Annotated in this window: 25 protein-coding genes, 2 tRNA genes and 4 pseudogenes; 26 read left to right on the forward strand and 5 right to left on the reverse strand. The window is 41.9% G+C overall.

All coding sequences use genetic code 11. From position 1 onward, the window contains the following. Positions 1 to 68: 68 nt before the first annotated feature. The 20 genes and pseudogenes from ACSLFW_RS18665 to ACSLFW_RS18760 all read left to right on the forward strand — a co-directional run bounded on the left by ACSLFW_RS18665 (position 69) and on the right by ACSLFW_RS18760 (position 14,687). Positions 69 to 641, forward strand: coding sequence for a hypothetical protein (locus ACSLFW_RS18665; protein ID WP_436557006.1), 573 nt, complete (start codon positions 69 to 71; stop codon positions 639 to 641). 118 nt (positions 642 to 759) lie between these two features. Further along, positions 760 to 1,407, forward strand: a complete 648-nt coding sequence (locus ACSLFW_RS18670) for an acyltransferase family protein (protein WP_436557007.1) — start codon at positions 760 to 762, stop codon at positions 1,405 to 1,407. Between the two features lie 101 nt (positions 1,408 to 1,508). Then, positions 1,509 to 1,811, forward strand: coding sequence for a hypothetical protein (locus tag ACSLFW_RS18675; protein ID WP_436557008.1), 303 nt, complete (start codon positions 1,509 to 1,511; stop codon positions 1,809 to 1,811). 56 nt (positions 1,812 to 1,867) lie between these two features. Continuing rightward, positions 1,868 to 2,760, forward strand: a pseudogene (locus ACSLFW_RS18680) (ABC transporter ATP-binding protein). Between the two features lie 23 nt (positions 2,761 to 2,783). Further along, complete coding sequence (locus ACSLFW_RS18685) at positions 2,784 to 3,440, forward strand: ABC transporter permease (protein ID WP_436557009.1); 657 nt, start codon at positions 2,784 to 2,786, stop codon at positions 3,438 to 3,440. Between the two features lie 198 nt (positions 3,441 to 3,638). After that, entirely contained in the window at positions 3,639 to 4,478 is an 840-nt protein-coding gene (locus ACSLFW_RS18690) for a choice-of-anchor L domain-containing protein (RefSeq protein WP_436557010.1), read from the forward strand. A 59-nt stretch (positions 4,479 to 4,537) separates the two neighbouring features. Next, positions 4,538 to 5,941, forward strand: coding sequence for a T9SS type B sorting domain-containing protein (locus ACSLFW_RS18695; RefSeq protein ID WP_436557011.1), 1,404 nt, complete (start codon positions 4,538 to 4,540; stop codon positions 5,939 to 5,941). A gap of 30 nt (positions 5,942 to 5,971) precedes the next feature. Further along, on the forward strand, positions 5,972 to 6,391 hold the full coding sequence (locus ACSLFW_RS18700) for a hypothetical protein (protein ID WP_436557012.1): 420 nt from the start codon (positions 5,972 to 5,974) through the stop codon (positions 6,389 to 6,391). Between the two features lie 48 nt (positions 6,392 to 6,439). Further along, positions 6,440 to 6,814, forward strand: a pseudogene (locus ACSLFW_RS18705) (hypothetical protein); the annotation flags it as partial. Beyond that, a complete protein-coding gene (locus ACSLFW_RS18710) occupies positions 6,793 to 7,425 on the forward strand; it encodes a hypothetical protein (protein ID WP_436557013.1) in 633 nt (210 codons plus the stop codon). The pseudogene ACSLFW_RS18705 and the gene ACSLFW_RS18710, both read left to right, overlap by 22 nt. 241 nt (positions 7,426 to 7,666) lie before the next feature. Further along, positions 7,667 to 7,906: a hypothetical protein gene (locus tag ACSLFW_RS18715; protein ID WP_436557014.1), complete on the forward strand. Its 240-nt coding sequence runs from the start codon at positions 7,667 to 7,669 to the stop codon at positions 7,904 to 7,906. Positions 7,907 to 8,046: 140 nt separating this feature from the next. After that, positions 8,047 to 8,868: a hypothetical protein gene (locus tag ACSLFW_RS18720; RefSeq protein ID WP_436557015.1), complete on the forward strand. Its 822-nt coding sequence runs from the start codon at positions 8,047 to 8,049 to the stop codon at positions 8,866 to 8,868. Positions 8,869 to 9,040: 172 nt separating this feature from the next. Next, positions 9,041 to 9,283, forward strand: coding sequence for a hypothetical protein (locus ACSLFW_RS18725; RefSeq protein WP_436557016.1), 243 nt, complete (start codon positions 9,041 to 9,043; stop codon positions 9,281 to 9,283). Further along, positions 9,243 to 11,072 (forward strand): T9SS type B sorting domain-containing protein, encoded by a 1,830-nt coding sequence (locus ACSLFW_RS18730; protein ID WP_436557017.1) that lies wholly within the window; start codon positions 9,243 to 9,245, stop codon positions 11,070 to 11,072. The genes ACSLFW_RS18725 and ACSLFW_RS18730 overlap by 41 nt, the downstream gene beginning before the upstream one ends. 37 nt (positions 11,073 to 11,109) lie before the next feature. Next, positions 11,110 to 11,517, forward strand: a complete 408-nt coding sequence (locus ACSLFW_RS18735) for a hypothetical protein (RefSeq protein WP_436557018.1) — start codon at positions 11,110 to 11,112, stop codon at positions 11,515 to 11,517. A 14-nt stretch (positions 11,518 to 11,531) separates the two neighbouring features. Further along, complete coding sequence (locus ACSLFW_RS18740; protein ID WP_436557019.1) at positions 11,532 to 11,666, forward strand: hypothetical protein; 135 nt, start codon at positions 11,532 to 11,534, stop codon at positions 11,664 to 11,666. A 95-nt stretch (positions 11,667 to 11,761) separates the two neighbouring features. Further along, positions 11,762 to 12,340 (forward strand): hypothetical protein, encoded by a 579-nt coding sequence (locus ACSLFW_RS18745; protein ID WP_436557020.1) that lies wholly within the window; start codon positions 11,762 to 11,764, stop codon positions 12,338 to 12,340. Continuing rightward, on the forward strand, positions 12,337 to 13,224 hold the full coding sequence (locus ACSLFW_RS18750) for a hypothetical protein (RefSeq protein WP_436557021.1): 888 nt from the start codon (positions 12,337 to 12,339) through the stop codon (positions 13,222 to 13,224). The genes ACSLFW_RS18745 and ACSLFW_RS18750 overlap by 4 nt, the downstream gene beginning before the upstream one ends. Continuing rightward, on the forward strand, positions 13,221 to 13,511 hold the full coding sequence (locus ACSLFW_RS18755) for a T9SS type B sorting domain-containing protein (RefSeq protein ID WP_436557022.1): 291 nt from the start codon (positions 13,221 to 13,223) through the stop codon (positions 13,509 to 13,511). The genes ACSLFW_RS18750 and ACSLFW_RS18755 overlap by 4 nt, the downstream gene beginning before the upstream one ends. Positions 13,512 to 13,769: 258 nt before the next feature. Beyond that, positions 13,770 to 14,687, forward strand: coding sequence for an alpha/beta hydrolase (locus ACSLFW_RS18760; RefSeq protein WP_436557023.1), 918 nt, complete (start codon positions 13,770 to 13,772; stop codon positions 14,685 to 14,687). Positions 14,688 to 15,026: 339 nt separating this feature from the next. On the opposite strand, the gene typA is transcribed toward ACSLFW_RS18760, so the two are convergent. Next, entirely contained in the window at positions 15,027 to 16,823 is a 1,797-nt protein-coding gene (typA, locus tag ACSLFW_RS18765) for a translational GTPase TypA (RefSeq protein WP_436557024.1), read from the reverse strand. Positions 16,824 to 17,137: 314 nt separating this feature from the next. On the opposite strand from typA, the gene ACSLFW_RS18770 reads away from it, so the two are divergent. Both ACSLFW_RS18770 and ACSLFW_RS18775 read left to right on the forward strand, forming a co-directional pair. Continuing rightward, the gene (locus ACSLFW_RS18770) at positions 17,138 to 18,847 is read left to right on the forward strand and encodes a PAS domain-containing sensor histidine kinase (protein ID WP_436557025.1); all 1,710 of its coding nucleotides are present in this window, start codon (positions 17,138 to 17,140) and stop codon (positions 18,845 to 18,847) included. 148 nt (positions 18,848 to 18,995) lie between these two features. Beyond that, positions 18,996 to 19,253 (forward strand): annotated as a pseudogene (locus ACSLFW_RS18775) (response regulator); the annotation flags it as partial. A 48-nt stretch (positions 19,254 to 19,301) separates the two neighbouring features. Here the strand turns inward: ACSLFW_RS18775 and rpsT are convergent. From rpsT to proS, 4 genes and pseudogenes are all read right to left on the reverse strand, one after another. Next, complete coding sequence (gene rpsT, locus ACSLFW_RS18780) at positions 19,302 to 19,553, reverse strand: 30S ribosomal protein S20 (protein ID WP_436557026.1); 252 nt, start codon at positions 19,551 to 19,553, stop codon at positions 19,302 to 19,304. Positions 19,554 to 19,586: 33 nt separating this feature from the next. Continuing rightward, positions 19,587 to 19,658, reverse strand: a tRNA-Glu gene (locus ACSLFW_RS18785). A gap of 46 nt (positions 19,659 to 19,704) precedes the next feature. Beyond that, positions 19,705 to 19,777: transfer RNA gene (locus ACSLFW_RS18790), tRNA-Lys, on the reverse strand. 79 nt (positions 19,778 to 19,856) lie between these two features. Further along, positions 19,857 to 21,336 (reverse strand): annotated as a pseudogene (gene proS, locus ACSLFW_RS18795) (proline--tRNA ligase). A gap of 100 nt (positions 21,337 to 21,436) precedes the next feature. Here proS and ACSLFW_RS18800 point away from each other — a divergent pair. The 4 genes from ACSLFW_RS18800 to ACSLFW_RS18815 all read left to right on the forward strand — a co-directional run bounded on the left by ACSLFW_RS18800 (position 21,437) and on the right by ACSLFW_RS18815 (position 24,598). Continuing rightward, on the forward strand, positions 21,437 to 22,036 hold the full coding sequence (locus ACSLFW_RS18800) for a hypothetical protein (RefSeq protein WP_436557027.1): 600 nt from the start codon (positions 21,437 to 21,439) through the stop codon (positions 22,034 to 22,036). Between the two features lie 5 nt (positions 22,037 to 22,041). Then, the gene (locus tag ACSLFW_RS18805; protein WP_436557028.1) at positions 22,042 to 22,404 is read left to right on the forward strand and encodes a hypothetical protein; all 363 of its coding nucleotides are present in this window, start codon (positions 22,042 to 22,044) and stop codon (positions 22,402 to 22,404) included. A gap of 240 nt (positions 22,405 to 22,644) precedes the next feature. Continuing rightward, positions 22,645 to 23,310: a DUF3667 domain-containing protein gene (locus tag ACSLFW_RS18810; RefSeq protein ID WP_436557029.1), complete on the forward strand. Its 666-nt coding sequence runs from the start codon at positions 22,645 to 22,647 to the stop codon at positions 23,308 to 23,310. A 385-nt stretch (positions 23,311 to 23,695) separates the two neighbouring features. Continuing rightward, positions 23,696 to 24,598, forward strand: coding sequence for an HD domain-containing protein (locus tag ACSLFW_RS18815; RefSeq protein ID WP_436557030.1), 903 nt, complete (start codon positions 23,696 to 23,698; stop codon positions 24,596 to 24,598). The last annotated feature ends 5 nt before the right edge of the window (positions 24,599 to 24,603 follow it).

Raw genomic sequence — 24,603 nt, forward strand, 5'->3', positions numbered from 1 at the left:
TAGCGAATTGACGCCACGCAACCTTCTCGAAATTTCACTATCTATTAATAAACCAATAAATCGAAGCTATGAAAATTAAATTATTAACGCTATTCGGAATCCTGCTTTTGGTTTCCTGCGTTGGCGAAAATGACGCGCCTGATGCATTGCCAATTGAAACTAACAACAAAGTATTATTGCTCAAAGTCGATTACCTGACTAATGAGTTTGAAGGCGGAAAAGAACTCGCTTTTGCCGATTCGACAGCGACATTTACACTGAGTACAAATTATGTTGCGCCAAGCGATTTCGGTTCAATAAAAATCAAATATGACGAACTCGATACCGAGATTTTCAACGGTTCAATCGTTTGGAACGGACTCGGAACTATCTCAAATCCTGATGATATGCAACCTGCAAGTGCTTTCACTTTCACCGATACCGATGATTTTTTCACATGTGCAGGATTTGACAACATTTTCAATCCGAATAATGAAGAATTTGATTACCAGCCCGTTTGGAGTTCAGTGCAGGGATTGGTCAAAGTGAGGCAATACCTGACCGCAAATCCTGGAGCCGGAATAAAATTATTCCTTTATACGCCAAGTGTCGGCATTGGAAATCCGGCGGAATGGGATTGGATCATCATCCTGAAAAATTAAGTCAAAAATATTTGTTTTGTTTTAAGTTCGGAAATGCGTTTCGTGTCAAGGCGGGGCGCATTTTTTTTGAATTGGATTGTAAAATCGACTACATTAGCGGTGACCAACCTGATTTTTTTTGAAAACCGACCCGCAAAATCTTACTGACAAATCCGGTTTCCGTTATCCGGAACTCGATGCTTTGCGCGGGATTGCGAGCCTGATGGTTGTATTTTTTCATTTTACGATGGACAGGCCGCAGGCGCAGCTCGGATTTAAGCTCGGCACAACCGGTGTCGATTTGTTCTTCATCATCAGCGGATTTGTCATTTTTATGAGCATCGGCAAGGTGAAAAAAAGTGCCGAATTCATCATCAATCGCTTTTGCAGGCTTTATCCGACGTATTGGACGGTTGTGACTTTCACATTTTTACTGATCATAATTTCGGGTTTGAAACCTGATGTGACTGTGGCCAGTTACCTCGCCAATATGAGCATGTTCCAGTATTATTTTGACATTCCGCATCTCGACGGCACTTATTGGACGATGATTGTCGAGATGGTTTTTTATATTTTCATATTGCTTTTGTTTCATGTCAGGATATTGCGGCTGTTCGATGCGATTTGTATTTCCTTAATCGGCGTAAGCTTGGCATTGAATCTTTTGTGGCCCGATTTACTATTTTCCAAAGTGATGATTTTCTGGTTCCCGCTGTTTCAGTTCCTGCCATTATTTTTCGCGGGAACGGCATTTTTCGGATTTACATTTCCACGAAAAATCACTTAAGACACTATTGCTGCATACTATCCTGTCTCGCTGCGCAATTTGCATTATTTGAAAATGCCGGTTTTTCGCGCCATTTTATTTCGCAAAGTGAATATGGTGTAATGCTCGCCGTTTTCTTTTTGATTTTTGTGCTTTTCGTGAATCGGAAGCTGCATTTCATCGTTAACAGGGTAACACTTTTTCTTGGAAAAATCTCGTTTGCGCTCTATTTGATCCACCAATGGATTTCAATAGACCTGATAATCCCATTCTTTACAGAAAAAATGCAGCTCAATTTCTGGGTTGTGGTTTTGGTGGTTAATTTACCGCTGGTGATTTTACTGGCGACAGCCGTGACGTTCTTTGTAGAAATTCCCGCCGGTAAAAAACTGAAGACACTATTGCATCAAAAATTGAGTTCTTAACCTTGTAACAATAAACGGCGCGATTCGTCATAACCATAACCTTAAACCATTATATTTTGGAAACCATATTATCAATCAAAAGCCTCAACAAGCGTTTTGGCTATCTTCACGCCGTAAAAAACGTTTCGCTCGAAATACAAAAAGGCAATGTTTACGGGATTCTGGGCCAAACGGAAGTGGCAAATCAACCACTTTGGGAATCGTTTTAAACGTCGTCAATAAATCATCAGGCGAATATACCTGGTTTGGCGGCACTATGGATACGCACGAGGCGCTCAAGAAAGTCGGCGCCATCATCGAACGCCCGAATTTTTATCCGTACATGACTGCCGAGGAAAACCTGCAACTCGTTTGTAAAATCAAGGGAATTCCATATACAAAGGTTATCGAAAAACTTACACTTGTCGGACTTGTCGATAGGAAAGACAGTAAATTCCGCACTTTTTCACTGGGAATGAAACAACGTCTTGCGATTGCTTCTGCCCTGCTCAACGATCCTGAAATCCTGATCCTTGACGAGCCAACCAACGGACTCGACCCACAGGGAATTCACCAAATCCGTGACATTATCAGGCAGATTGCATCGCTGGGAACCACAATTTTACTGGCTTCGCATTTATTGGATGAAGTAGAAAAGGTTTGTTCACACGTATTGGTTTTGCGCAAAGGCGAAATTTTATATTCGGGAACTGTCGACGGCATTACCTCCAACGAAGGCTTCTTTGAACTACAGGCAGATGATAATGCGAAACTCATCAATCTTATGCAACAGCATCCCGATGTCGAAAAAGTAAATGAAGACGACGGAAAGGTCATGGTTTATCTGAAAAATCCGATTGAAGCGGCGGCTTTGAACCGTTATCTGTTCGAGAAAGGACTTTCGTTGAATCATCTCGTCAAAAGAAAACACAGCCTCGAAGAGCAATTTTTAGAACTGACCGGCAAATAATTTTCCACCTAACCACTACAAACATGAAACGTTTACTCGCTATAGAATTACAAAAAATCTGGAAAAACAAAGCCAGCCGCGTCCTGACCATCACTTATTTTGTGCTGATTGCGCTGCTCGCACTGGTTTCGTCTTTCGACTTTAATATTGTCGGCATTAAATTCCGCCTTGCTGACATCGGGCTTTTTAATTTTCCTTTCATCTGGCATGCTTTGACTTATACTGCTGCCGTATTGAAACTATTCCTTGCCATCGTAATTGTCTCGATGATTTCGAACGAATACAGTTATGGAACGCTCAAACAAAACCTGATTGATGGCATGAGCAAAAAGGAATTTTTACTCTCGAAATTCCTCACTGCCGGATTGTTCGCGATTATCTCGACGGTTTTTATTTTCGCTGTCATCATGATCTTAGGGCTGAGTTTTTCTTCTTATAACGAAGCATCCATTATTTTTAAGGATGGCGATTATCTTTTGGCATTTTTCGTGAAATTACTGGGATTTTTCTCATTCTGCCTTTTCCTTGGGATTTTGGTAAAAAGATCTGCTTTTGCTTTAGGTTTTCTCGTGATCTGGAATATCGTTGAGTTTTTTATCGGAATTGGTTTTCGATATCTTTTCCAACATCGAATGAAATTCCGAAGCAATTGTACCGCTTTTTGCCTTTGGAATCAATGAGCGAATTGATATTGAATCCGATTCGCAGGTTTCAATTGGCAAAGACGATAGAAAAATCTGTCGGAGCGGCTGAAAATTTTACTGATTACAGTGTGAGTTACCTGCAGATTTGCATTGTTTTGGCTTGGACTGTTATATTTATGTTAATGTCTTATAAATTACTCAAAAAACGGGATTTGTAGTATCTTTGCCGATGCTATGAAAGTTAGTAAAATCGCCCTTTTTATATTCTTTTTAGTTGGTTTTTCAACCAATATTTCGGCACAGTTTGTTACCGTAAACGACACTTATACCGCTCAGCAATTGGTACAGGATGTGTTGATCAACAGTCCGTGTGCGAATGTCGAGAATTTTACCGTAAACGGCGACCCGTTTCATCCCGGAGAGCAGAGTTACGGTTTTTTTGACGGCAATGGCAGTTCTTTTCCTTTTGCGAACGGTATTGTATTGAGTACCGCGAGGGCGAATCGTTCCGGCTGCCCGAACGATAACCTCATCGACGAAGGTTCAGATGCCTGGGAAGGCGATACTGATTTGGAAGCGGCATTAGAAATCTCACACACACTCAACGCTACGGTTCTCGAATTTGATTTTACGCCGCTTACCGACTACGTGAGTTTCGATTATATTTTTGCTTCAGAAGAATACCACGGAACGGCACCATGCGACTACTCTGATGGGTTTGCATTTTTACTAAAAGAAGCTAATTCTTCCGGGCCATATACCAATCTTGCAGTACTTCCTGATGGCACATCAGTATTGGTAACCAGTGTGCATCCGCAGATTGGCGATGGCGTCACCAATGGTGGCTGCATGGCAAAAAATGAAAATTTCTTCGGCGGTTATAACGGTACTAACGCACCAATCAATTTTAACGGGCAAACTACAGTCCTAACCGCGAAATCGACGGTCACTCCGAATGTAAAATACCACATCAAGCTTGTTATTGCCGATGAAGGGAATGTTCGTTATGATTCAGCCATTTTCCTGGGCGGCGGCAGTTTTAAAGTTGGAGCAGATTTAGGGCCAACCGTCTGATCAGCAACGGAAATCCTGTTTGCTCGGGAGCTGCCTATCTGATTGATACGCATCCGCAATTGCCTGATAACAATACATATGAATGGTATAAAAATGATGTCCTTTTAAATGGTGAAACTGATTCTGACCTTGAAGTTTATGATGCCGGAACCTACAAAGTAAAAATTTCCCTCGCCGCTTCCGCATGTGTGGCAGAAAGCGAAGTGAAGATTGAATATGCACCGGCGCTGAATCCGACAACAACAACGCTTGTACAATGTGATGAAGATAATGACGGCGTCACGGTTTTTAATCTTACAAAAGCTGATGCGCAGATTGTTTCGAATGATCCTGATTTGACTGTCAATGAATATTTCGAAGATCCCTACCAGCAATTTCCCATCATAGATCCTGTCGCTTATACTTCGGCGCCGGAAACCATTTATGCGCTGGTCGTTAATTCTTATGGATGTACGCTGATGACACCTGTACATCTTGCCATTTCAAATAATACAATTGCGCCTCAAAATCCTGTTGCAACCTGCGATGGTGACGCGCTTCAGGACGGGCTGTACCATTTTGATCTTGATACAGAAGTTACGCCGCAAATTACAGCTACACTCCCACCCGGACTTATCGTCAGCTATTTTGCTTCTGTGAATGATGCTTTGACGGAACAGAATCAATTGTCTTCCACGTTTAATAATACGACAGCTTACCAGCAAATCATCTGGGCGAGGATTGTCAATGGTCATGATTGTTATGGCGTGATTCCGGTAACATTAATTGTTAATACTTTTTCGCCGCCAAATTTTGAAGATGAGAATAAATTCCTTTGCGACGGCGGTTCTATATCGCTTTCAGTTGCTTCCGGATTTGTACATTATTCCTGGGACAACGCAACCAATTCGACATTAAACCATATTACTATAAATACACCGGGAACTTATACCGTTACCGTAACCAATGCGAATGGCTGTACGGCGATGAAAAAATTCATTGTCAATCCGTCAGGTGTTGCGACAATTGACGATATTATCATTGCTGATTTTATGGGCGGTGCAAACACGGTTACCATTGTCGCTTCCGGAAACGGCCATTATGAATACGCGCTTGATAATGGGGTTTTCCAGGATGAAACTGTTTTTAATGACGTGGCATCCGGTGCTTACACGGTTTATGTAAATGACAAGAACGGCTGTGGCGTAACAGAAAAAGACATTTTCGTACTCGATTATCCAAAGTTCTTCACCCCCAACGGAGACGGTTATAACGACTTCTGGAAGGTCCCGTTTTTGCAGTTATATCCGAATGCCAGAATTACCATTTTTGACCGCTTCGGAAAATTGCTGAGTGCCTTTAGAGGCAATGCACAGGGATGGGACGGAAAACTGGGCTCAAGGCCATTGCCTGCAACCGATTACTGGTTTGTCATCAGCATTGGCGAACGCACAATCCGCGGGCATTTTTCACTGAAACGATAAAATCATTACATTTGGTTGTTTTATGAGATTATGAAAAAATATATAAGTTTTTTATTACTTTTCTTTTTCTCGGCAAATTGTTTAGCGCAATTTAGCAAAACCCATTATATCCCGCCCGTATCGAATTCTGACGCACAGGAACCGCAAGGGCAATTCATGTACATTTCCTGCCCGAGCCTCACTCCAATCAATTTTACAATCAATCAACTGGGCGGAGCTACAATTCAGGGTTCGGTTTCAAGAGACAATCCGTATGTTCTGAACATCGGTGCCGGTTTTGACACCCAATTCCTTATTAATGCAAGCGAAGCCAATGTCGTAAAAAACAACAAAGGTTTTATCATTGAAGCCGAAGACCAGATTTATGTAACGGTCAGGATGACGACAACGCCCCAAAGTTTTCAGGCAGGCGGACTGGTTTCGAAAGGTTTAGCGGCGCTTGGCAGATAATTTCGTGTTGGAGCATTTACCAATACGGCAGTTCCGGCTTCCAATGAAAATCATTTTACTTTTGCCGGAATCATGGCGACGGAAAACAATACGACAGTCACTTTCAGTCATTTCAAAGCCGGAGTGATACTCAATAACAGTACAACAGGAAGTGCGCCTTTCACCATTAATTTAAACCGCGGCGAAAGCTATGCGATTTCTGCGCAGGAACCGAATAATGCCAATCGCGACGGACTCATAGGCGCCCTTATCAAATCTGACAAACCTATCGCAGTCAATTGCGGGTCAATCGCCGGCACCAATGGCGATGCTAACAACCTCGATATCGGATTCGACCAGATCGTTTCATCGGAAAGAACCGGAAAGGAATATATTTCATCCGCGGCAACGGTACAGATATTATGGAAAGACCAACGATTGTAGCCAACGAAGACAACACTGAAATTTATCTCAATGGGAATACTGCAACGCCTTTCGCTACTTTACAAGCTGGAGACTATATTGCCATAAACGGCTCAGAATATTCTGCTAATAATAATTTATACATCAGTTCCTCCAAAAACGTCTTCGCTTATCAGGCTATCGGAGGTTCTCCAAGCCAGGCCAATCAGGATGTTTATTTCGCGCCACCGCTGAGTTGCGAAACACCAAAAAAAATCGATAATATTCCGCTCATCAACCAAATTGGCAGCAATGGCGATTTTACCGGAAGCGTTGCCGTAGTTACCGAAACCGGCTCAACGCTTAGTTTCATCATCGACGGGACGCCTTACACTTTAGCCAATCTTCCAAGCGGCGTGACGGCTACAGCTGCCCGACCAGCGTATTGGGAAACGCGGCTTTTGAAACCTATACTTTTGAAGGATTATCGGGTAATATTTCGGTGTATTCTACAAGCCAGGTATATGTTTCGTATTTTGGATCAAGCGGCGCAGCGACTTACGGCGGATTTTATTCGGGTTTTACGTTCAAGCCTGAAATCGCTTTCAGCAAAATTGACACCTCGGTCGATACGAATTGTATTCCCAATGTAAAACTTTCCGTTAACGCTTTGACCGCTTTTGATTATTACCAGTGGTATTTTAATGATGTTGCTATTCCTGGTGCTACGGGCGCCAATTATATTCCGGATGCAATTCCGGCTGGTCTCGGCCCGGATTTTATTATGTAAAAGCGGGAATCACTGCGTGCAGCATTGAGCTGATTTCTGATAAAATTCCGGTTAGTTCCTGCGCCCCGGATTTTGACAATGATGGTGTCAATGACAATATCGACTTGGATATCGACAACGATGGCATTACAAATTGCACCGAATCTTACGGTGATAAGGCTGTAAATTTATCGGCTACCGGCGCCCACACCATAAGTTCAGGCGACGGTGCCTACAACAATAATTTCACGTTAGCTACGACAGGAACCGGGCCACAGCTGCCATTCCATTCACCGGAAATTCCGACGGAAGTTTTGTGTCTGAAACCGCCGCAGGGATTGGCAACAGCGTTACTGAAAAAATAACGTTCAGCAATCCGGTAAGTATTTCAATGGAATATGCAACAACAGCAGCTGCTACCGATTTTATCGACGCCTGACGGCAATTTTGTGCTTCAGGTACCGGTTGACAAGACGATAACTGTTTTAAATCGGACGACCAGCTTTTGATTGACACCAATTATGATGGTTTTTTCGAAAGCGGAATCACGCAATTTTCTTCATTTGAAATTCGCTTCAGGCTTAATAATATTGATTCGTTGGCCGCAGGTGAAGGCAGTTTTAAATTCTATGCCAGTCTCGTCGACGCTGTGACTTATACGCATACGAACCTATCGTCGAATCAAAATAACAAGGCAACCTTTAAATTTGCTGCAACTTGCCTGCCGAAAGATACTGACGGTGACGGCGTTGCTGACGGGTTTGATTATGACAGCGATAACGATGGCATTCCCGATATAGTTGAGGCCATGGGGCAGAATTTTACTGCAGTTGCATTCGCAGATATAAATCAAAACGGCCTCGAAGACACCAAAGAACCGGGTTTGGGGACATTAGATTCTGATGGCGACGGCGTTCCGGATTACATCGACCTCGATAGCGACAATGACGGCGTTTATGACCTTGTTGAATCCGGAAGTAATGCCACAGATGCCGACCACAACGGAAGAATTGATGGTAATGTTGTGGGCAGTAATGGTTATCAGGATGCTCTGGAAACCGCTGCTGACAGTGGCATCATCAACTTTGTAATAAGTGACATTGACGGTGATAACGCTAAAAATTATCTCGATCTTGACAGTGATAATGATGCCTGTTTTGACGTCACCGAAGCCGGATTTATCGACGCTGATGCCAATGGCGTTTTAGGTTTAGGAACACCAACTGTAAATGCTTCGGGTGTAGTTACAAGTGCTGCAGGCTATGCTGCTCCGCATTCAGATTATTCAACACCTGCGCCTATCAATGTTGTGACACCTCCGCAGTAACCAAACTGCTTGTGAAGCACAAAACGTCACATTTACCCTGACCACTACGCCTGTTGATGGGTATGAATGGCAGGTAGCTTCGGACGGTTCTTCCTTTACGGTTATTGCGGATAATTCGGTTTATAGCGGGTCAGGAACTGCCACTTTACAGATCAGCAACATAACTAATGCGATGAACGGATATTCTTACCGGGTCTATCTTCGCAAAAACGGAAATACTTGCGGTGCCTATTCTGCAATGGCTGAATTGACGGTTTTGCCGCGACCGAATGTTCCGGCGACAGTTACGCTTGTCCAGTGTGAAGACGATCTCGACGGCTTATCCGATTTCAATCTTACAGAAAAAGAAAACCTGATTTCTGCCAACGCGGCGAATGAAACCTTTACTTATTTCTCTACCCAGGGCAGGCGCTGAAAATCCGGATCCGGCGGTTCAGATTACGAATCCGACAGTTTATAACAACAGTAATGGCAATACGGTTTGGGTGCGTACGCAAAATGCAAATGGTTGTTATGATACGACACAAATGAACCTGATTGTGTCTGCAACGCAAATTCCGGCCGGCACTTCGTGGCGTTTTGCCAAATGTGATGATTTTGTTGATGCGGCGAATGACAATCACGATGGCATTGCAACTTTTGATTTCAGTTCTGTTACGGCCGATATTACTGCAATTATTCCTTCATCGACTGCTTACACAATAACTTATTATAAGAATGAGGCTGACGCGCTTGCAGAAAATGATGCTGCAGGTGATTCCTTGGCCATTTCAAATATTTCATCATACAGAAATATCGGTTATCCGAACCAGCAATCGATTTGGGTACGCGTCGACAGTTCGGCTGATAATGCCTGTTATGGTTTAGGGCCTTATGTCACATTGACTGTTGAAGCCTTGCCCGTTCCGAATCCAGTAACAATACCGCGTTTTTGCGATGATGACACAACCGATGCGGTAGTGAATCATGCTTTCGACACATCGTCCTTGCAGTCAACAATATTGAACGGGCAAACGAATGTTACTGTGGCTTATTTTGATGGAAATAACAATCCGCTCCCAAGTCCGCTGCCGAATCCTTTTGTAACAGGCACACAGGAAATCACTGTCCGGTTAACCAATAACGCAACCGCTTCGCCTGACGGACCTTGTTCCGATGAAATCAAGATACAATTTACCGTTGACAGCCAGCCTGTTGCCAATCCGGTAGTAATTGCGCCTGCGTGTGACGACGCACCAAATGATAAAGACGGATTATTCAGCTTTGACACTTCGTTAATTGAATCAACGATATTAGGGACTCAAACCGGTTTTGCGGTAAAATATTTTGCTGCAGATGGAAGTGCGTTGGCAAGTCCGCTGCCCAATCCGTTTACTACCGCCACACAGGACATAAATGTTGTAGTTGAAAATCCGGCCAATGTCAATTGTACCGCTTCGACAGTATTGCATTTTGTTGTTTTTCCGCTACCGGAAGTTGAAGACGATCATTCTGATATCATCTGCACCGGAAATGTAAATGAAAGTGTTACACTTTATGCCGGATTGGTTTCTGTTCCCGAAAACAACTACAGTTTTGAATGGTTCAGAAATGGCGATGTAATTCCTACTGCTACTTCCAATGCGCTGACCGTAAATGAAGACGGCGTTTACACCACCAAAATTACAAACCGCACCACCGGCTGTTTCAGGATTCGTACCAACACCGTTATTTATTCTGAAATCGCAACCATTACTGCAATCGACATTAAAGACCTTTTGCCTGATAATATCGTAACCATCACGCCTTCGGGAGCTGGCGTTTATGAATACAGCATTGATAATCCTTACGGCCCGTTTCAGGACAATCCGGTTTTTGAAAATGTAAGCCCGGGAATTCACGATGTTTACGTCAATGATACCAATGGTTGCGGTATTGTATCACAACAAATTGCGGTTGTCGGCTCGCCATTGTTTTTTACGCCGAACGGCGATGGGTTTCACGAAACCTGGAAGGTGAAAGGCGTTAATGCTGCTTACCATAAAAATTCATCCGTTTTTATTTTTGACCGTTATGGAAAGTTGTTGAAAGAAATTCCGACAGGATCCGACGAAGGCTGGGACGGTACGCTCAACGGAAACGCATTACCCGCCGATGACTACTGGTATTTGCTCAGGCTTGATGACGGAAGGGTTGCAAGAGGTCATTTCGCACTAAAAAGATAAATTTAATCGCTGTATGTTCAAAAAATATTTTTTCATTTTGCTGTTAATTGCAACAAAATCACTGGCGCAGAATGATTGTGTCGATGCCATCATCGTTTGCGGCAATTCAGGTTTTACCGGACTTACGGCAACTGGTGTTGGGACACAGGAATTAGACGGACTCGTCACCTGTGGCAGTCAGGAAAATAACAGCATCTGGTTGCGGCTTAACATCAATACATCAGGTACATTGGGATTTACACTGAAGCCTGAAAGTACTAATATTAGTGAAGATTTTGATTTTTTTATCTTCGGACCAGACAAACCTTGTAATAATCTTGGGCATTCAATACGATGTTCTACTACCAACCCGCAATCTATCTCGCAAAATAATAACTGGACAGGCATGAATGCCACCGAAACTGATGTTTCTGAAGGCCCGGCGGCCAAGGCAACAGTTTCCTGAAACAGTTGGATGTCGTGGCAGGTGAATCCTACTACATGGTGGTTGACAGGCCGGTAGGATTCAGTAATTTTTCAATCGAATGGACGGGAACAGCTACTTTCAATGAACCCCAACTTTTGAAATTCCGGCCGGCGATGCAATTGACCTGAGTGAATGTGATGTTGATGGCACACCCGATGGTTCGACGACTTTCGATCTTACACAGAATACGCCAATCATCATCGGTACACAGACGAATGTAACGGTGACTTATCACACCGACAGCAACGACGCGATTACGGGCGCGAATGCTATTGCCAACACAACGAATTTCACCAATACTTCAGATCCGCAGCCGATTTTTGCACGGATTACCAATGATTTGACCGGTTGTTTCAATTACATCGAATTTTCGATAAGCATCAATCCCGGATTTGAAGTTCCGAATTCTGAAGTTGCCATTTGTGACGACGCTTCAGATGGCGATGATTTGAACGGGCAGGCGACTTTTGATTTTAACGCGGTTACGTCGGAGCTTTTTAACGGAGAAGACATTTCTGACCTGACTTACAATTATTACCTTTCACAAGCCGATGCCGATGTGCCTGCAAGTCCTTTGCCGATGACCTATCATACTGCCGACCGGAATGTATTTATAAGAGTTGCCAACACTGCAGCTTGTTTTACGATTAAGGAAATTCATCTGATTGTAAATCCGCTGCCATTAAGGAAAACCGTATCATTGGTACAATGTGATACTGAGGCCAATCCTGACGGACTTACGCTTTTCAATCTTTCTCAGGCAACAACCGGACTGCTTGGCGGTGATCGGATTTATCGGTGACTTATTTTGAAAATGCTGTGAATGCACTCAACAATCAAAGTGCGTTGACGACCTACACCAATACTTCCAATCCACAGCATATAATTGCGAAAATCACCAATAATATCACCGGATGTTCAAGCAACAGTACGCTGTCTCTGTTTGTCAATACGTCTCCGCCGCAAAATGCAATCATTGAAGAATGTGATGTACTCGGGCAGGAAAATGGCTTTACGACTTTTGATCTTTCGGAAAGCAATTTTACTTTGGCGCCAACAGAAACTGTTACTTATTACGCAACGCTTGAGGATGCGTTATTGGAGCAATTGCCGATTCCGGTAAATTACCCGAATACAAACCCTTACAATCAGACAGTTTATGCAAGAATTGAAGATGGAAATGACTGTTCTGTCATCAACGCCATAACTTTGATTGTCAATAAACTTCCTGACATTGATACGGAAAGCGAAGGTGACGATTTCGTTTGCAATAACCTGCCAGGTCGTTACATTACGATAGATGCTGCAGTTTTAGACCCATTTCCCGCCGGACTTTCTTATGTCTGGCATTATAACGGAAATCCTTATCCGAGAACTACCTATTCAATACAAGTCAATAAAGCAGGAGTTTATACCGTTGATGTTTACAACCTGAAAGGCTGTTTTAAGACACGGACGATTACGGTTGTAGCTTCATCCGATGCTAATATTGCATCGATAGATGTTCAGGACATTACTCCGGAGGATAACAATACAGTTACTATCAATCTGACTGCGGATAGTGTTGGCGAATATGAATATAGCATCGATAATCCTTTTGGTCCGTTTCAGGCGTCGAACTTTTTTGAGCATGTCATTCCAGGGATCCATGAGGCTTACATTAATGATGTAAATGGCTGCGGATGACTTCGCAATTATTTGCAGTATTGGGAATTCCGCAGTTTTTCACACCAAACGGAGATGGCTTTAACGACTTTTGGCTGATTAAAGGTGTCGATGTGATTTTCAATAAAGAAAGTAATATGTACATTTTTGACCGTTTTGGTAAACTTGTCAAAGAAGTTTCTACAAGAGATACCAAAGGATGGGACGGTACGATGAATGGAAATCCGTTACCGGCCGATGATTATTGGTATGTGGTAAATCTTGAGGATGGTCGTGTTGTGAAAGGTCATTTTGCTTTGAAAAGATAATTTTTCATTTAATTAATGTGCGAAATTATCAGACCATAATACAACAGAAAACTTTAACAATTTTTACGGCAAACCCGTATCTAAGATGTTCCTATTTTTCGTAGGGATGGAATTGTCCCTTCCCTGAAGGTAAAATACAATTTTTTGCGATACGTTGTATTGCGGGTTTGCCGTAAAAATTGTTAAACTTTCGCACGAAAATTTTCAACGTTTAGAGACAATCCGTAAATCAATCAACTAAGCATAAACAGGTTTATCATGAAAAAAATCATTCCGCTTCTGTTATTACTTCCCGTTGTTTCAAGCGCGCAAAATGTAAAAGTTACTGCAGGAAGCCTGACACAATTTCAAAATTTTTATTCAAAACTCGTTGAGCCGCGGGATGTTGATGTTTGGCTGCCGGAAAATTACCAAAAAGATGGAAATCAAAAATATTCGGTTTTATACATGCACGACGGACAAATGCTGCTCGACGCCGACAACACCTGGAACAAGCAGTCCTGGGAAGCTGATGCAACCGCGCAAAAATTACAGGATGAAAATAAAACGCAAAAATTTATAGTTGTCTGCATTTATAACATTGGAAAAGTAAGGCACAGCAACTATTTCCCGCAAAAGCCATTTGAATCGTTATCGCAGACAACCAAAGATTCTTTGTATGCGATTGGTGACGATAACAATAAACTATTTGGTGAAAATGTAAATTCTGACAATTACCTGAAATTCATCGTGACCGAATTGAAACCGTTGGTCGACAAAAGTTTTAATGTATATACTGACCAACAGCATACTTTTATCGCGGGTTCAAGCATGGGCGGTTTAATTTCGTTGTATGCGATTTGTGAATATCCTGATGTATTTGGCGGCGCTGCGTGTTTGTCGACGCATTGGCCGGGGACATTCAGCACAGAGAACAACCCAATTCCGAAGGCATTTTTCGATTATCTCGGCAAAAATTTACCTTCTCCAAAAAATCATAAAATTTATTTTGATTACGGCGACCAGACGCTTGATGCGCTTTATAAACCTTACCAATTGAAAGTTGATGCGATTATGAAGTCGAAGGGCTTTACGGCAAAAAATTGGATTACGAAATTTTTTCCCGGAAAAGACCATTCTGAAAATGCGTGGAAGGATAGATTGGATATCCCCTTAGTGTTTTTATTGGGAAAATAACAGGCAGTCAAACGGAAATTATATTCCGGAATTGCCAATCTGATGCTCGTTTCTCTTAATTCTGAAAACAGTTTCTGACAGCCCGAAGGGCGTTCTGCTGATTCTGAAAACTGTTCCTGGCGAGGGGAAAGTTATTCCTCCAATACTGAAGACCATTCGTGCCTTCGGGAAGACAATTCCAGGTATTGGGAAGACTGTTTCAGGCGTTGGGAAGACCATTCCATGAAGGTTTATGCGGGCTCCCAAGGCATTGCATATGCTGCTTATCAAAAAAACGCTTACTGTAAACAAAAAAGCCACCCTTTTCAGAATGGCTTTCTTTTTTAATAATTATGGTAATTAGATTTTAAATCTTTTTCTGTCCGTTTCAGACAAGTAAATCTTTCTCAAACGAAGCGATTTCGGCGTAACCTCAACATATTCGTCTTTCTGGATATACTCTAAAGCTTCCTCCAGAGAGAATTTGATGGCGGGAATAATCCTCGCTTTATCGTCAGCGCCTGAAGAACGCACGTTTGACAATTTTTTCGTTTTGGTAACGTTCACCGTCATATCATCTGAACGTGTGTTTTCACCAATTACCTGGCCTTCGTAGATGTCTTCGTTCGGGTCTACGAAGAATTTACCGCGATCCTGTAATTTATCGATTGAATACGGAATCGCTTTTCCGTTCTCCATAGAGATCAGCGAACCGTTATTTCTTCCCGGAATCTCGCCTTTGTAAGGTTCGTATCCGATGAAACGGTGTGCCATGATGGCTTCTCCGGCAGTGGCAGTCAGCAATTGGTTCCTCAAACCGATGATACCGCGTGACGGAATGTTGAATTTTACGATCATGCGCTCGCCTTTTCCTTCCATCGAAAGCATTTCACCTTTGCGGATGGTTACGAATTCGACCGCGCGGCCTGATAAATGCTCAGGAAGATCGATGGTCAATTCTTCGATTGGTTCACATTTTTGTCCGTCAATTTCTTTGATGATTACCTGCGGTTGCCCGATTTGCATCTCGTAGCCTTCACGTCTCATTGTTTCGATCAAGACTGACAAGTGTAGTACACCGCGTCCGAAAACCATGAATTTATCGGCAGAATCGGTTTCACCAACTTTCAAAGCAAGGTTTTTCTCTAATTCTTTTGCCAAACGGTCTTTGATGTGTCGTGAAGTAACAAATTTTCCTTCTTTTCCGAAGAAAGGCGAATCGTTAATAGTGAACAACATGCTCATTGTTGGCTCGTCGATAGCAATGGTTTGCAATGCTTCAGGGTTTTCAAAATCGGCAACGGTATCGCCTATTTCGAAACCTTCGATTCCGACGATGGCACAGATATCTCCGGCAACAACCTGCTCCACTTTTTTACGGCCAAGACCTTCGAAAGTGTGCAATTCCTTGATTCTTGATTTTATGATTTTACCGTCTCTTTTTACCAAAGAGATTGGCATTCCTTCTTTCAAAACGCCTCTTTCAAGACGACCGATAGCGATACGACCTGTAAATGAAGAGAAATCTAAAGAGGTGATCAGCATTTGCGGCGTTCCTTCAGAAACTTTCGGAGCAGGGACATTCGCAACCACCATGTCCAATAAAGGCTCGATGTTGGTGGTGATGTTGTTGAAATCATCAGACATCCAGTTGTTTTTGGCAGAACCGTAAACAGTCGGGAAATCCAATTGCCATTCTTCAGCACCCAATTCAAACATCAAATCGAAAACTTTTTCGTGCACTTCTTCCGGTGTACAGTTTTCCTTATCGACTTTATTAATAACAACACAAGGTTTCAAACCAAGGTCGATCGCTTTTTGCAATACGAAACGCGTTTGCGGCATTGGCCCTTCAAAAGCATCTACCAGAAGGCAAACACCGTCGGCCATGTTGAGTACGCGTTCAACCTCTCCACCGAAATCGGCGTGACCCGGGGTATCGATGATGTTGATTTTCGTACCTTTATATACTACAGAAACGTTTTTGGAAGTAATCGTGATACCACGTTCGCGTTCCAGGTCATTGTTGTCTAGAATTAAATCGCCGGTATTCTCGTTTTCACGGAAAAGTTGGCAGTGGTACATGATTTTGTCAACCAAAGTAGTCTTACCGTGGTCAACGTGGGCAATAATTGCAATGTTTCTGATAGATTCCATCTTATTTTTTTTGAAGTTGCAAAGGTACACTTTATTTTCACATAAAAAATGTTTCTTTTTTTGGTTAACTGTTTCATAACGTGGAAGTAGGATTTTCAAGCACTTTGCATTTTTTTTTAAACCGCAAAAGCGCAAAGCTTTCCGCAAAGAAAAGAAGCCAGTTTTGCGTAAAGATTTTAGGCGAAGCTTAGCGTCACGACGTTTCGGGATTGCGTAAAACTTTGCGCCTTTGCGGTAAAAACCCAACGCCTGACAAATACGTACTTTTATATACGAAATGAAAATGTAATCATAAATTTTCTATATTTGGAGTAATGAAAAGCAAAGCCAACAAAATCACCTTCATCTTCATTTTCATTGCAGGTATTTTAGCGATTGTTACGCTCAAACTTCTCGACGGCTTTTACTCTTACGAAAATTTTCTTTATCATTTGCTTCGGGATCTTGTTTTTGTTAGCATTGCAGCGTTTGTACTGCGCTATTTTATCATTCGGAATGACATCATCAGTAAGTCAAATTTCGATCGGTTAAAGAATATCAACTCTGAAATTGAGGAATCAAAAGAGCGTTACGACATTGTGGCAAAAGCGACCAGCGACACGATTTGGGACTGGAAAATCACCGCCAATGAATTCACCTGGAACAAAGGTATTCAGGAAGTTTATGGTTATAATCCTGAAGATGTCGGCACGAATTCAAAATGGTGGTTCGACCGCATCCATCCTGAAGATACGATAAAAATGTCGGTAAAATTGTACTCTTTTCTTGAGCAGAAAACCCAGAAATGGCAAGACGAATACCGTTTTAAATGCAAAGACGGCAGCTACAAATATGTACTTGACAGGGGATTTCTTGTTATCGATGAAAATGGCGTACCGACAAGGATGATCGGGGCGATGCAGGATATTACGAAAAGAAAAGAAGAAGAACAGCGATTGAAACTACTCGAAACCGTAATTACGAATACGAAAGACGCAGTTTTGATTACCGACGCTGACAGCACAGAGTTTTCAATCCCGAAAATCGTGTTCGTCAACGAAGCTTTCACAATCATGTCGGGCTATACTTATAATGACGCGGTTGGGCATTCGCCGATGATGTTTTATGGCGCAAAATCGAGCGCTACAGAACTCAACAAATTAATCAGCTGCATCAGGGCGAAAGTAGAATGCGAAATTGAAATCCTAAGTTATAAAAAAGGCGGCGAAGAATATTGGGTGCGCTTTTCGATGGTGCCGGTTTTTAATTCTGAGAACGAGCATACCCACTGGATTTCGATCCAACGTGATGTAACCGAACGCAAAAAACAGGAAAAAGAACGGGAGCAGTTGATTAACGAATTGACGCAAAACAATAAGGATTTACGTCAGTTTTCTTATATCACTTCACACAATCTTCGGGCGCCATTGTCGAATTTGATTGGGCTTTTACAGTTAATTGATGAAATTCCGATTGATAATGACGAACTTCGCGAAATCGTAGATGGGTTTTCAAAATCGACTTATTTATTGAATGAAACCATTTCTGATTTAGGGAAAGTGGTTATTATCCGCGACAATCCGTCGATTGAAAAGCAATTGCTTCCTGTTCGGGAATCGCTCGAAAATGTACTTGAACAAATCAACAACCAAATCACTACAAGCCACGCAAAAATTAAAATCGATGTAAAAACCACCGATTTTGTTTATTCCAATAAGGCTTATTTCGACAGTATTTTATTAAATTTACTTACGAATGCCATTAAGTACAGATCGGCTGAACGTGCGCTTGAAATCTTTATTTCGGTGAAAGAAGACGAAAATTTCACCACTTTAACCTTCAGCGATAACGGAATTGGAATCGATTTGGTGAAATTCAGCGAAAAGATATTCGGATTATACCAACGCTTCCACAACTATCCCGACAGCAAAGGGCTTGGTTTATACCTCGTGAAATCGCAGATTGAAAGCATGGGCGGCGAAATCGAAATCGACAGCGAAGTCAACAAAGGCACTACATTTACAATAAAATTTAAGAAAGAATAATGCTCCGGAAAATTATTTGTATCGACGATGACCCGATAGCGTTGTTGCTGTCGAAACTTGTTATTTCAAAGTCGAATTTTGCCTCAAAGATTGTAACGCTGGCCAATGGTCTGGAAGGCATCAATTATCTGGAAAAGAAGAAACGCTTGCCGAAAATAAATCGGGAGAGACTTTGCTGATATTGCTTGACCTCAACATGCCGGTAATGGATGGCTGGGAATTCCTCGAGCAATTCAGCACAAAACTGCAGGAACAGTACGCTGGCGTAAAAATCATCCTGTTATCTTCTTCTATCGATCCGAACGACATCAAAAAGTCAAAGCAATTTGAAATGGTGGTAGACTTCTTCCCGAAACCACTCACGCGGGAAATGATGGACACGATTCTGCAAAAAATAAGCGCATAAAAAAGGCTCCCGATTTGGAAGCCTTTTCTATTTTGTGATTGTATCTGATTACAATTTAGCCACGTGCTTGGTCAACTTCGATTTCAAGTTTCCTGCTTTGTTATCGTGGATGATATTTTTCTTAGCCAATTTGTCAATCATAGAGATTACAGCTGACAATTTAGAAGAAGCGTCATTTTTGTCTGTAGCCAAACGCAAAGCTTTGATAGCATTACGCGTAGTTTTATGTTGGTATCTGTTTAATACTCTTCTTTTTTCGTTGCTTCTGATTCTTTTTAGAGCTGACTTATGATTTGCCATTTTCTTTGTTCTTTTTTTAAAAAATAAATTTTGTAGTCCGTAGGGGAATCGAACCCCTGTTACCAGTATGAAAACCTGGCGTCCTAACCCCTAGACGAACGGACCATTATTCTCCTAGTGTTGAATTGTCAATCTGAAATTGAACTTTTTGTAGCCCGTGGGGGAATCGAACCCCCCTTACCAGGATGAAAAGCCTGGCGTCCTAACCGATAGACGAACGGGCCTACTGCTGTAATGCGGATGCAAAAATACAACTATTTTTTATTCGTGCAATAGCCGACTAAAACTTTTTTTATATTTTTTTTAGTACGCTTTTGCAAACAGCACTCTCCCAGCGGATTTCGCACCGGAAAAAACACAGATTCCTTCTTCGGCTACTCTGTCTAAAGGAATACAGCGAATGGTCGCTTTGGTCAGATCCTTGATTTTTTCTTCGGTTTCGGCAGTGCCGTCCCAGTGGGCTGAGATAAATCCGCCTTTGTTTTCGAGGATATCTTTGAATTCGTCGAAATTGGAAACTTCTGTGATGTGCGTATTTCTGTAATGCATTGCCTTGTCGAATAAATCTTTCTGGATTTGCTCTAATAAAGCATCGACGTGCTTCACGATTTCGTCTTTCAAAACAACTTCTTTCGTCAACGTATCTCGTCTGGCGACTTCAAAAGTGCCGTTTTCTAAATCTTTAGGCCATTACAGCAATTCTTACCGGAACACCTTTCAATTCCCATTCAGCGAATTTGAAGCCTGGTTTTTGGGTTGTTCTGTCGTCGAATTTTACGGAAATCCTTAGCCTCTTGAATTCTTTCATTAAACCAGCAACGACACTCGAAATATAATCGAATTCCATTTCAGTTTTAAAAATTGGAACGATAACAACTTGAATCGGTGCTAAATTCGGCGGCAAGACCAAACCGTTGTCATCGGAATGCGTCATCACCAACGCGCCCATCAGACGTGTTGAAACACCCCATGAGGTTCCCCAGACGTGTTCCTGCTTGCCTTCCTGGTTGGCGAATTTTACGTCGAATGCTTTCGCGAAATTCTGTCCTAAAAAGTGCGAAGTTCCTGCCTGCAATGCTTTCCCGTCCTGCATCAAGGCTTCAATGCAATAGGTTTCTTCTGCACCGGCGAATCTTTCGGTTTCGGTTTTTAATCCTTTAATGACAGGGATTGCCATGAAATTCTCGACGAAATCGGCATATACATTCATCATTTTTTCAGATTCTTCAATCGCTTCAGTTCTGGTGGCGTGTGCCGTGTGGCCTTCCTGCCAAAGGAATTCTGCCGTACGCAAAAACAAGCGCGTCCTCATTTCCCAACGCACGACATTCGCCCATTGGTTGATCAAAAGCGGCAAATCGCGGTACGACTGCACCCAGCCTTTGTAGGTTGACCAGATGATGGCTTCACTCGTCGGACGAACGATAAGTTCTTCTTCAAGTTTGGCATTCGGGTCGACCATTAGTTTTCCCGGTTTGTCAGGATCGTTTTTCAGGCGGTAATGCGTCACGATGGCGCATTCTTTGGCAAAGCCTTCTGCATTCTTTTCTTCGGCCTCAAACATGCTCTTGGGAACGAACAGCGGAAAATAGGCATTGCTGTGTCCGGTTTCCTTGAACATCCTGTCGAGTTCTGCCTGCATTTTTTCCCAGATTGCGTAGCCGTAAGGTTTGATGACCATACAGCCGCGAACGCCTGAATTTTCTGCTAAATCGGCTTTAACGACGAGTTCATTATACCATTTGGAATAATCTTCATTTCTGGTGGTGAGGTTCTTGCTCATAATGACGCTTTTGGCACAAATTTTGTTTCGATTTATTTAACTAAATAGTTCGGCAAAACTAACTATTTTTGTAATGACCAACAATTAAAATGCTATAGATATGAAAACTTATTATTTTTCTTCGAGATCAATTCCCGTTTATTCATTGATGGGGATGATGGCTTTGCTTTTGGCGTCCTGCGGTTCCTATAAAAATTCTTACGATAACGACCCTGCTTATAGCGGCAATAATCGTCAGGACGAAAAAACCACCGCAGCGGACAACCACTATAAAAACTATTTTGATTCGCTTCAGGATGACAGCCAGGTTTTTACCGATGTCGACAATTACAACACGACCCAAACTGACAGTACACAGACAGACAACAAGGCTTATGCCAGTGATAATGGCGGCTGGGGCAGCGATTCGAACACAACCGTAATCGTTTACGACAACAACTGGGGCGGTTACTACAACCCTTGGTACTACGGTTCGTCATGGGGCTTTGGTTATTATGGCGGTTGGGGCTGGGCCTTGGATGGGGTTATAGCCCGTGGTATAGTTACGGTGGCTGGGGTTATCCTTATTATGGAGGCTATTACGGAGGTTACTATGGTGGTTATTACCCACATTATTATAACAATTATTATGGCGGTGGCCGCGGAAGAAACGCTTACGCATACAACGGCGGACGAGGCCGGACTTCTTACAGCAATTTAAATGGCTTGGGAAGAGGCGGCAGAAGTTCTTATGTTGCAAACGGCAGAGGGCGTTCAAATTCGACATCTTATTCTACAAGAGGGAATGTTATCAGCAGGAATAACGGTACACGTAGCAATACTACGTTCACCGGCACAAGAAACCAGGGCAGGAATACGAACTACTCAAATGTGAGAAACAATACGAGTGTGCCGACAAGAAATTACAATAATAACAGTGCGCCTACGAGAAATTATAACAACACCAGCGCACCGACAAGGTCTTACTCTCCTAGCCCATCATCTTCAGGCGGTGGCCGTTCTGGCGGCGGTGGCTTTGGCGGCGGAGGCGGTCGTTCCGGCGGTGGCGGTGGCGGAAGACGCGGCTAACAATGTCAATATCAAATGTCAATATCAATATCAAAAAAATCAGGTTTGATTGGATAGGTTGTTAGATTTTTGAAATTGATTTTTGAAATTGAATCTTAAAAAATATTTGATTCCCGTGTTTCGACAATTGTTGCAACACGGGAATTTTTTTGTGGATATCTAAGGATAAAAAAACAGGTACGTGAGTTTGTGGTTTTGGCGAAATAAATATATTTGTGCTGAACCTAGATTTTTATAAAAATGAGCGAAGTCTGTAAGAATTGTGAAACCGAAATTATATCGAATTTCTGCGGTAACTGCGGGCAGAAGAAGGTAAAACGCATTGACAGGAATTATGTTAAGGACGAAGTGCAGTATATTTTAATCCATACGAATAAAGGATTTTTTTACAGCGTTAAATGCCTGATCAGGAATCCGGGGAAGACGGCACGGGAGTTTGTTGAGGGCAACAGGATCAACCATTATAAGCCTTTGGCACTTGTTTTCATCCTTTCGGGGATTGTGGCGTTTATCAATACGGCGTTCATACACCAGGAAGATATCTATTCGCAGTTCAATAACATGGGACAAGGAGCACAGCCTGTTGACATGAAACCATTCATGGAGAAGATGATGCATTATTATTCTTTCGTGATGCTGCTGAATGTACCGATAATGGCGCTTTTTACATGGATAGGTTATAAGAAATGGGGTTATAATTATTATGAGAACATCATCATCTGTGCTTATTACCTGGCGCTGCTGATGGTTTTTAACCTTGTCGTAATCATTCCGATCCAGTTGTTACTGAAGGAGCACGTGATGCTTTTTATGCTGATTCCGTCGATATTGTCTACGATTATTGCGGTAGGGACTTATTTCTGGTTCTTTATCGGGTTGTATAGCGACCGGAGTCCGGGGATGTGATCATCAGGTCGTTGATTTTGATGGGGGTTTTGATGGTTTCGTTTGTGGTGATCACTATCCTGATTGGGATTGTTATGGGGATTATGATGATGAAGACGCATGGATAAATTGATAATGGACAATTGATAATTGATATGGAATCCCGGTTGGCGCCGGGATTTTTTATTTGCCACGAATTGCATGAATTTTCACGAATGATTGGGAGTTTCCCTCCTTTGAGGGGCGGCTGAAAGCCGGGGTGGTTATTGGAACGCGGATGATGCGGATGGTAGCAGACGGCCGCGGATTTATTTTGATTGTGGGTACTACATTTATTAATCATAGTAACGTCAAATGTTTGTTATTATATAATATTGTTATATTTGGTTATACTAATATGAATTGTATGAATATTCCTGAAAGGTTTAAAAATATTTTGTCAATAGATCAGAAGACTGAAGGCATCGTTATGTCAACGGTTGCCGATTACTCTAATATATTAAAAGAAAATAATTTATATTTTTTTGAAGAATACACTAATCATGGAATAGACCATATTGAAAGCGTCCTTAGATCTGCTGAAAAAATCATCGCAGACGAGACATTTGAAAATATATTAAATGAATCTCTACCAATTGGTATCTTTATTTTATCAGTTGTATTGCACGATATTGGAATGCATTTGACACCTGAAGGCTTGCGATTTTTAATAGAGGGAAAGAATGATTCAATACGTATTAAGAGTTTAGACAATAAAACATGGAAAGAGTTATGGGAAGATTTTTTAGATGATGCGAGACGATTTGGTGATATTGATAAATTAAATATAATTGGAAATGTTGATTGGCAGTTTAGAGTTCCTGATCTTGACCATAAAGATAAATTGACAGGAGAGGACAAAAAATTAATTGGGGAATTTATAAGAAAGCATCATCCTAGAATAGCTCATGAAATAGCTTTAAATGGATTTCCTACCTCTAATTTACCCATCCCTTTTGCAAATGATTTAGAAAAAGATCTATCTAATATTTGTGGTTTATTAGCGCGAAGTCATGGGATAAATATTAGAGATACTTTCGAATTTTTAACCCTTAAGTTTCAGGACACATGGACAAAGCCTTATAATATTGATTTGCTTTTTTTAATGGTAGTACTAAGAATTGCTGATTATTTTCAAATCGAGGCTTCTAGAACACCAACAATCATAGTTAAGTTAAAAACTTTTAATTCACCCATCTCTCAACAGGAACATTTTAAGCACCTTGATGTAAAATATGGAGCACCATCCCCAAAGATCCCGAAACTATAATTTTC

The organism is Flavobacterium sp. 3HN19-14, from assembly GCF_051373205.1.
Classification (GTDB): Bacteria; Bacteroidota; Bacteroidia; order Flavobacteriales; family Flavobacteriaceae; genus Flavobacterium.

Coding starts and splice junctions, on each gene's coding strand:
- ACSLFW_RS18665 (WP_436557006.1), top strand. CDS start 69: ATGAAAATTAAATTATTAACGCTATTCGGAATCCTGCTTTTGGTTTCC.
- ACSLFW_RS18675 (WP_436557008.1), top strand. CDS start 1,509: ATGCTCGCCGTTTTCTTTTTGATTTTTGTGCTTTTCGTGAATCGGAAG.
- ACSLFW_RS18685 (WP_436557009.1), top strand. CDS start 2,784: ATGAAACGTTTACTCGCTATAGAATTACAAAAAATCTGGAAAAACAAA.
- ACSLFW_RS18690 (WP_436557010.1), top strand. CDS start 3,639: ATGAAAGTTAGTAAAATCGCCCTTTTTATATTCTTTTTAGTTGGTTTT.
- ACSLFW_RS18700 (WP_436557012.1), top strand. CDS start 5,972: ATGAAAAAATATATAAGTTTTTTATTACTTTTCTTTTTCTCGGCAAAT.
- ACSLFW_RS18710 (WP_436557013.1), top strand. CDS start 6,793: ATGGAAAGACCAACGATTGTAGCCAACGAAGACAACACTGAAATTTAT.
- ACSLFW_RS18725 (WP_436557016.1), top strand. CDS start 9,041: ATGAACGGATATTCTTACCGGGTCTATCTTCGCAAAAACGGAAATACT.
- ACSLFW_RS18730 (WP_436557017.1), top strand. CDS start 9,243: ATGAAACCTTTACTTATTTCTCTACCCAGGGCAGGCGCTGAAAATCCG.
- ACSLFW_RS18755 (WP_436557022.1), top strand. CDS start 13,221: ATGACTTCGCAATTATTTGCAGTATTGGGAATTCCGCAGTTTTTCACA.
- ACSLFW_RS18760 (WP_436557023.1), top strand. CDS start 13,770: ATGAAAAAAATCATTCCGCTTCTGTTATTACTTCCCGTTGTTTCAAGC.
- typA (WP_436557024.1), bottom strand. CDS start 16,823: ATGGAATCTATCAGAAACATTGCAATTATTGCCCACGTTGACCACGGT.
- ACSLFW_RS18770 (WP_436557025.1), top strand. CDS start 17,138: ATGAAAAGCAAAGCCAACAAAATCACCTTCATCTTCATTTTCATTGCA.
- rpsT (WP_436557026.1), bottom strand. CDS start 19,553: ATGGCAAATCATAAGTCAGCTCTAAAAAGAATCAGAAGCAACGAAAAA.
- ACSLFW_RS18800 (WP_436557027.1), top strand. CDS start 21,437: ATGAAAACTTATTATTTTTCTTCGAGATCAATTCCCGTTTATTCATTG.
- ACSLFW_RS18810 (WP_436557029.1), top strand. CDS start 22,645: ATGAGCGAAGTCTGTAAGAATTGTGAAACCGAAATTATATCGAATTTC.
- ACSLFW_RS18815 (WP_436557030.1), top strand. CDS start 23,696: ATGAATATTCCTGAAAGGTTTAAAAATATTTTGTCAATAGATCAGAAG.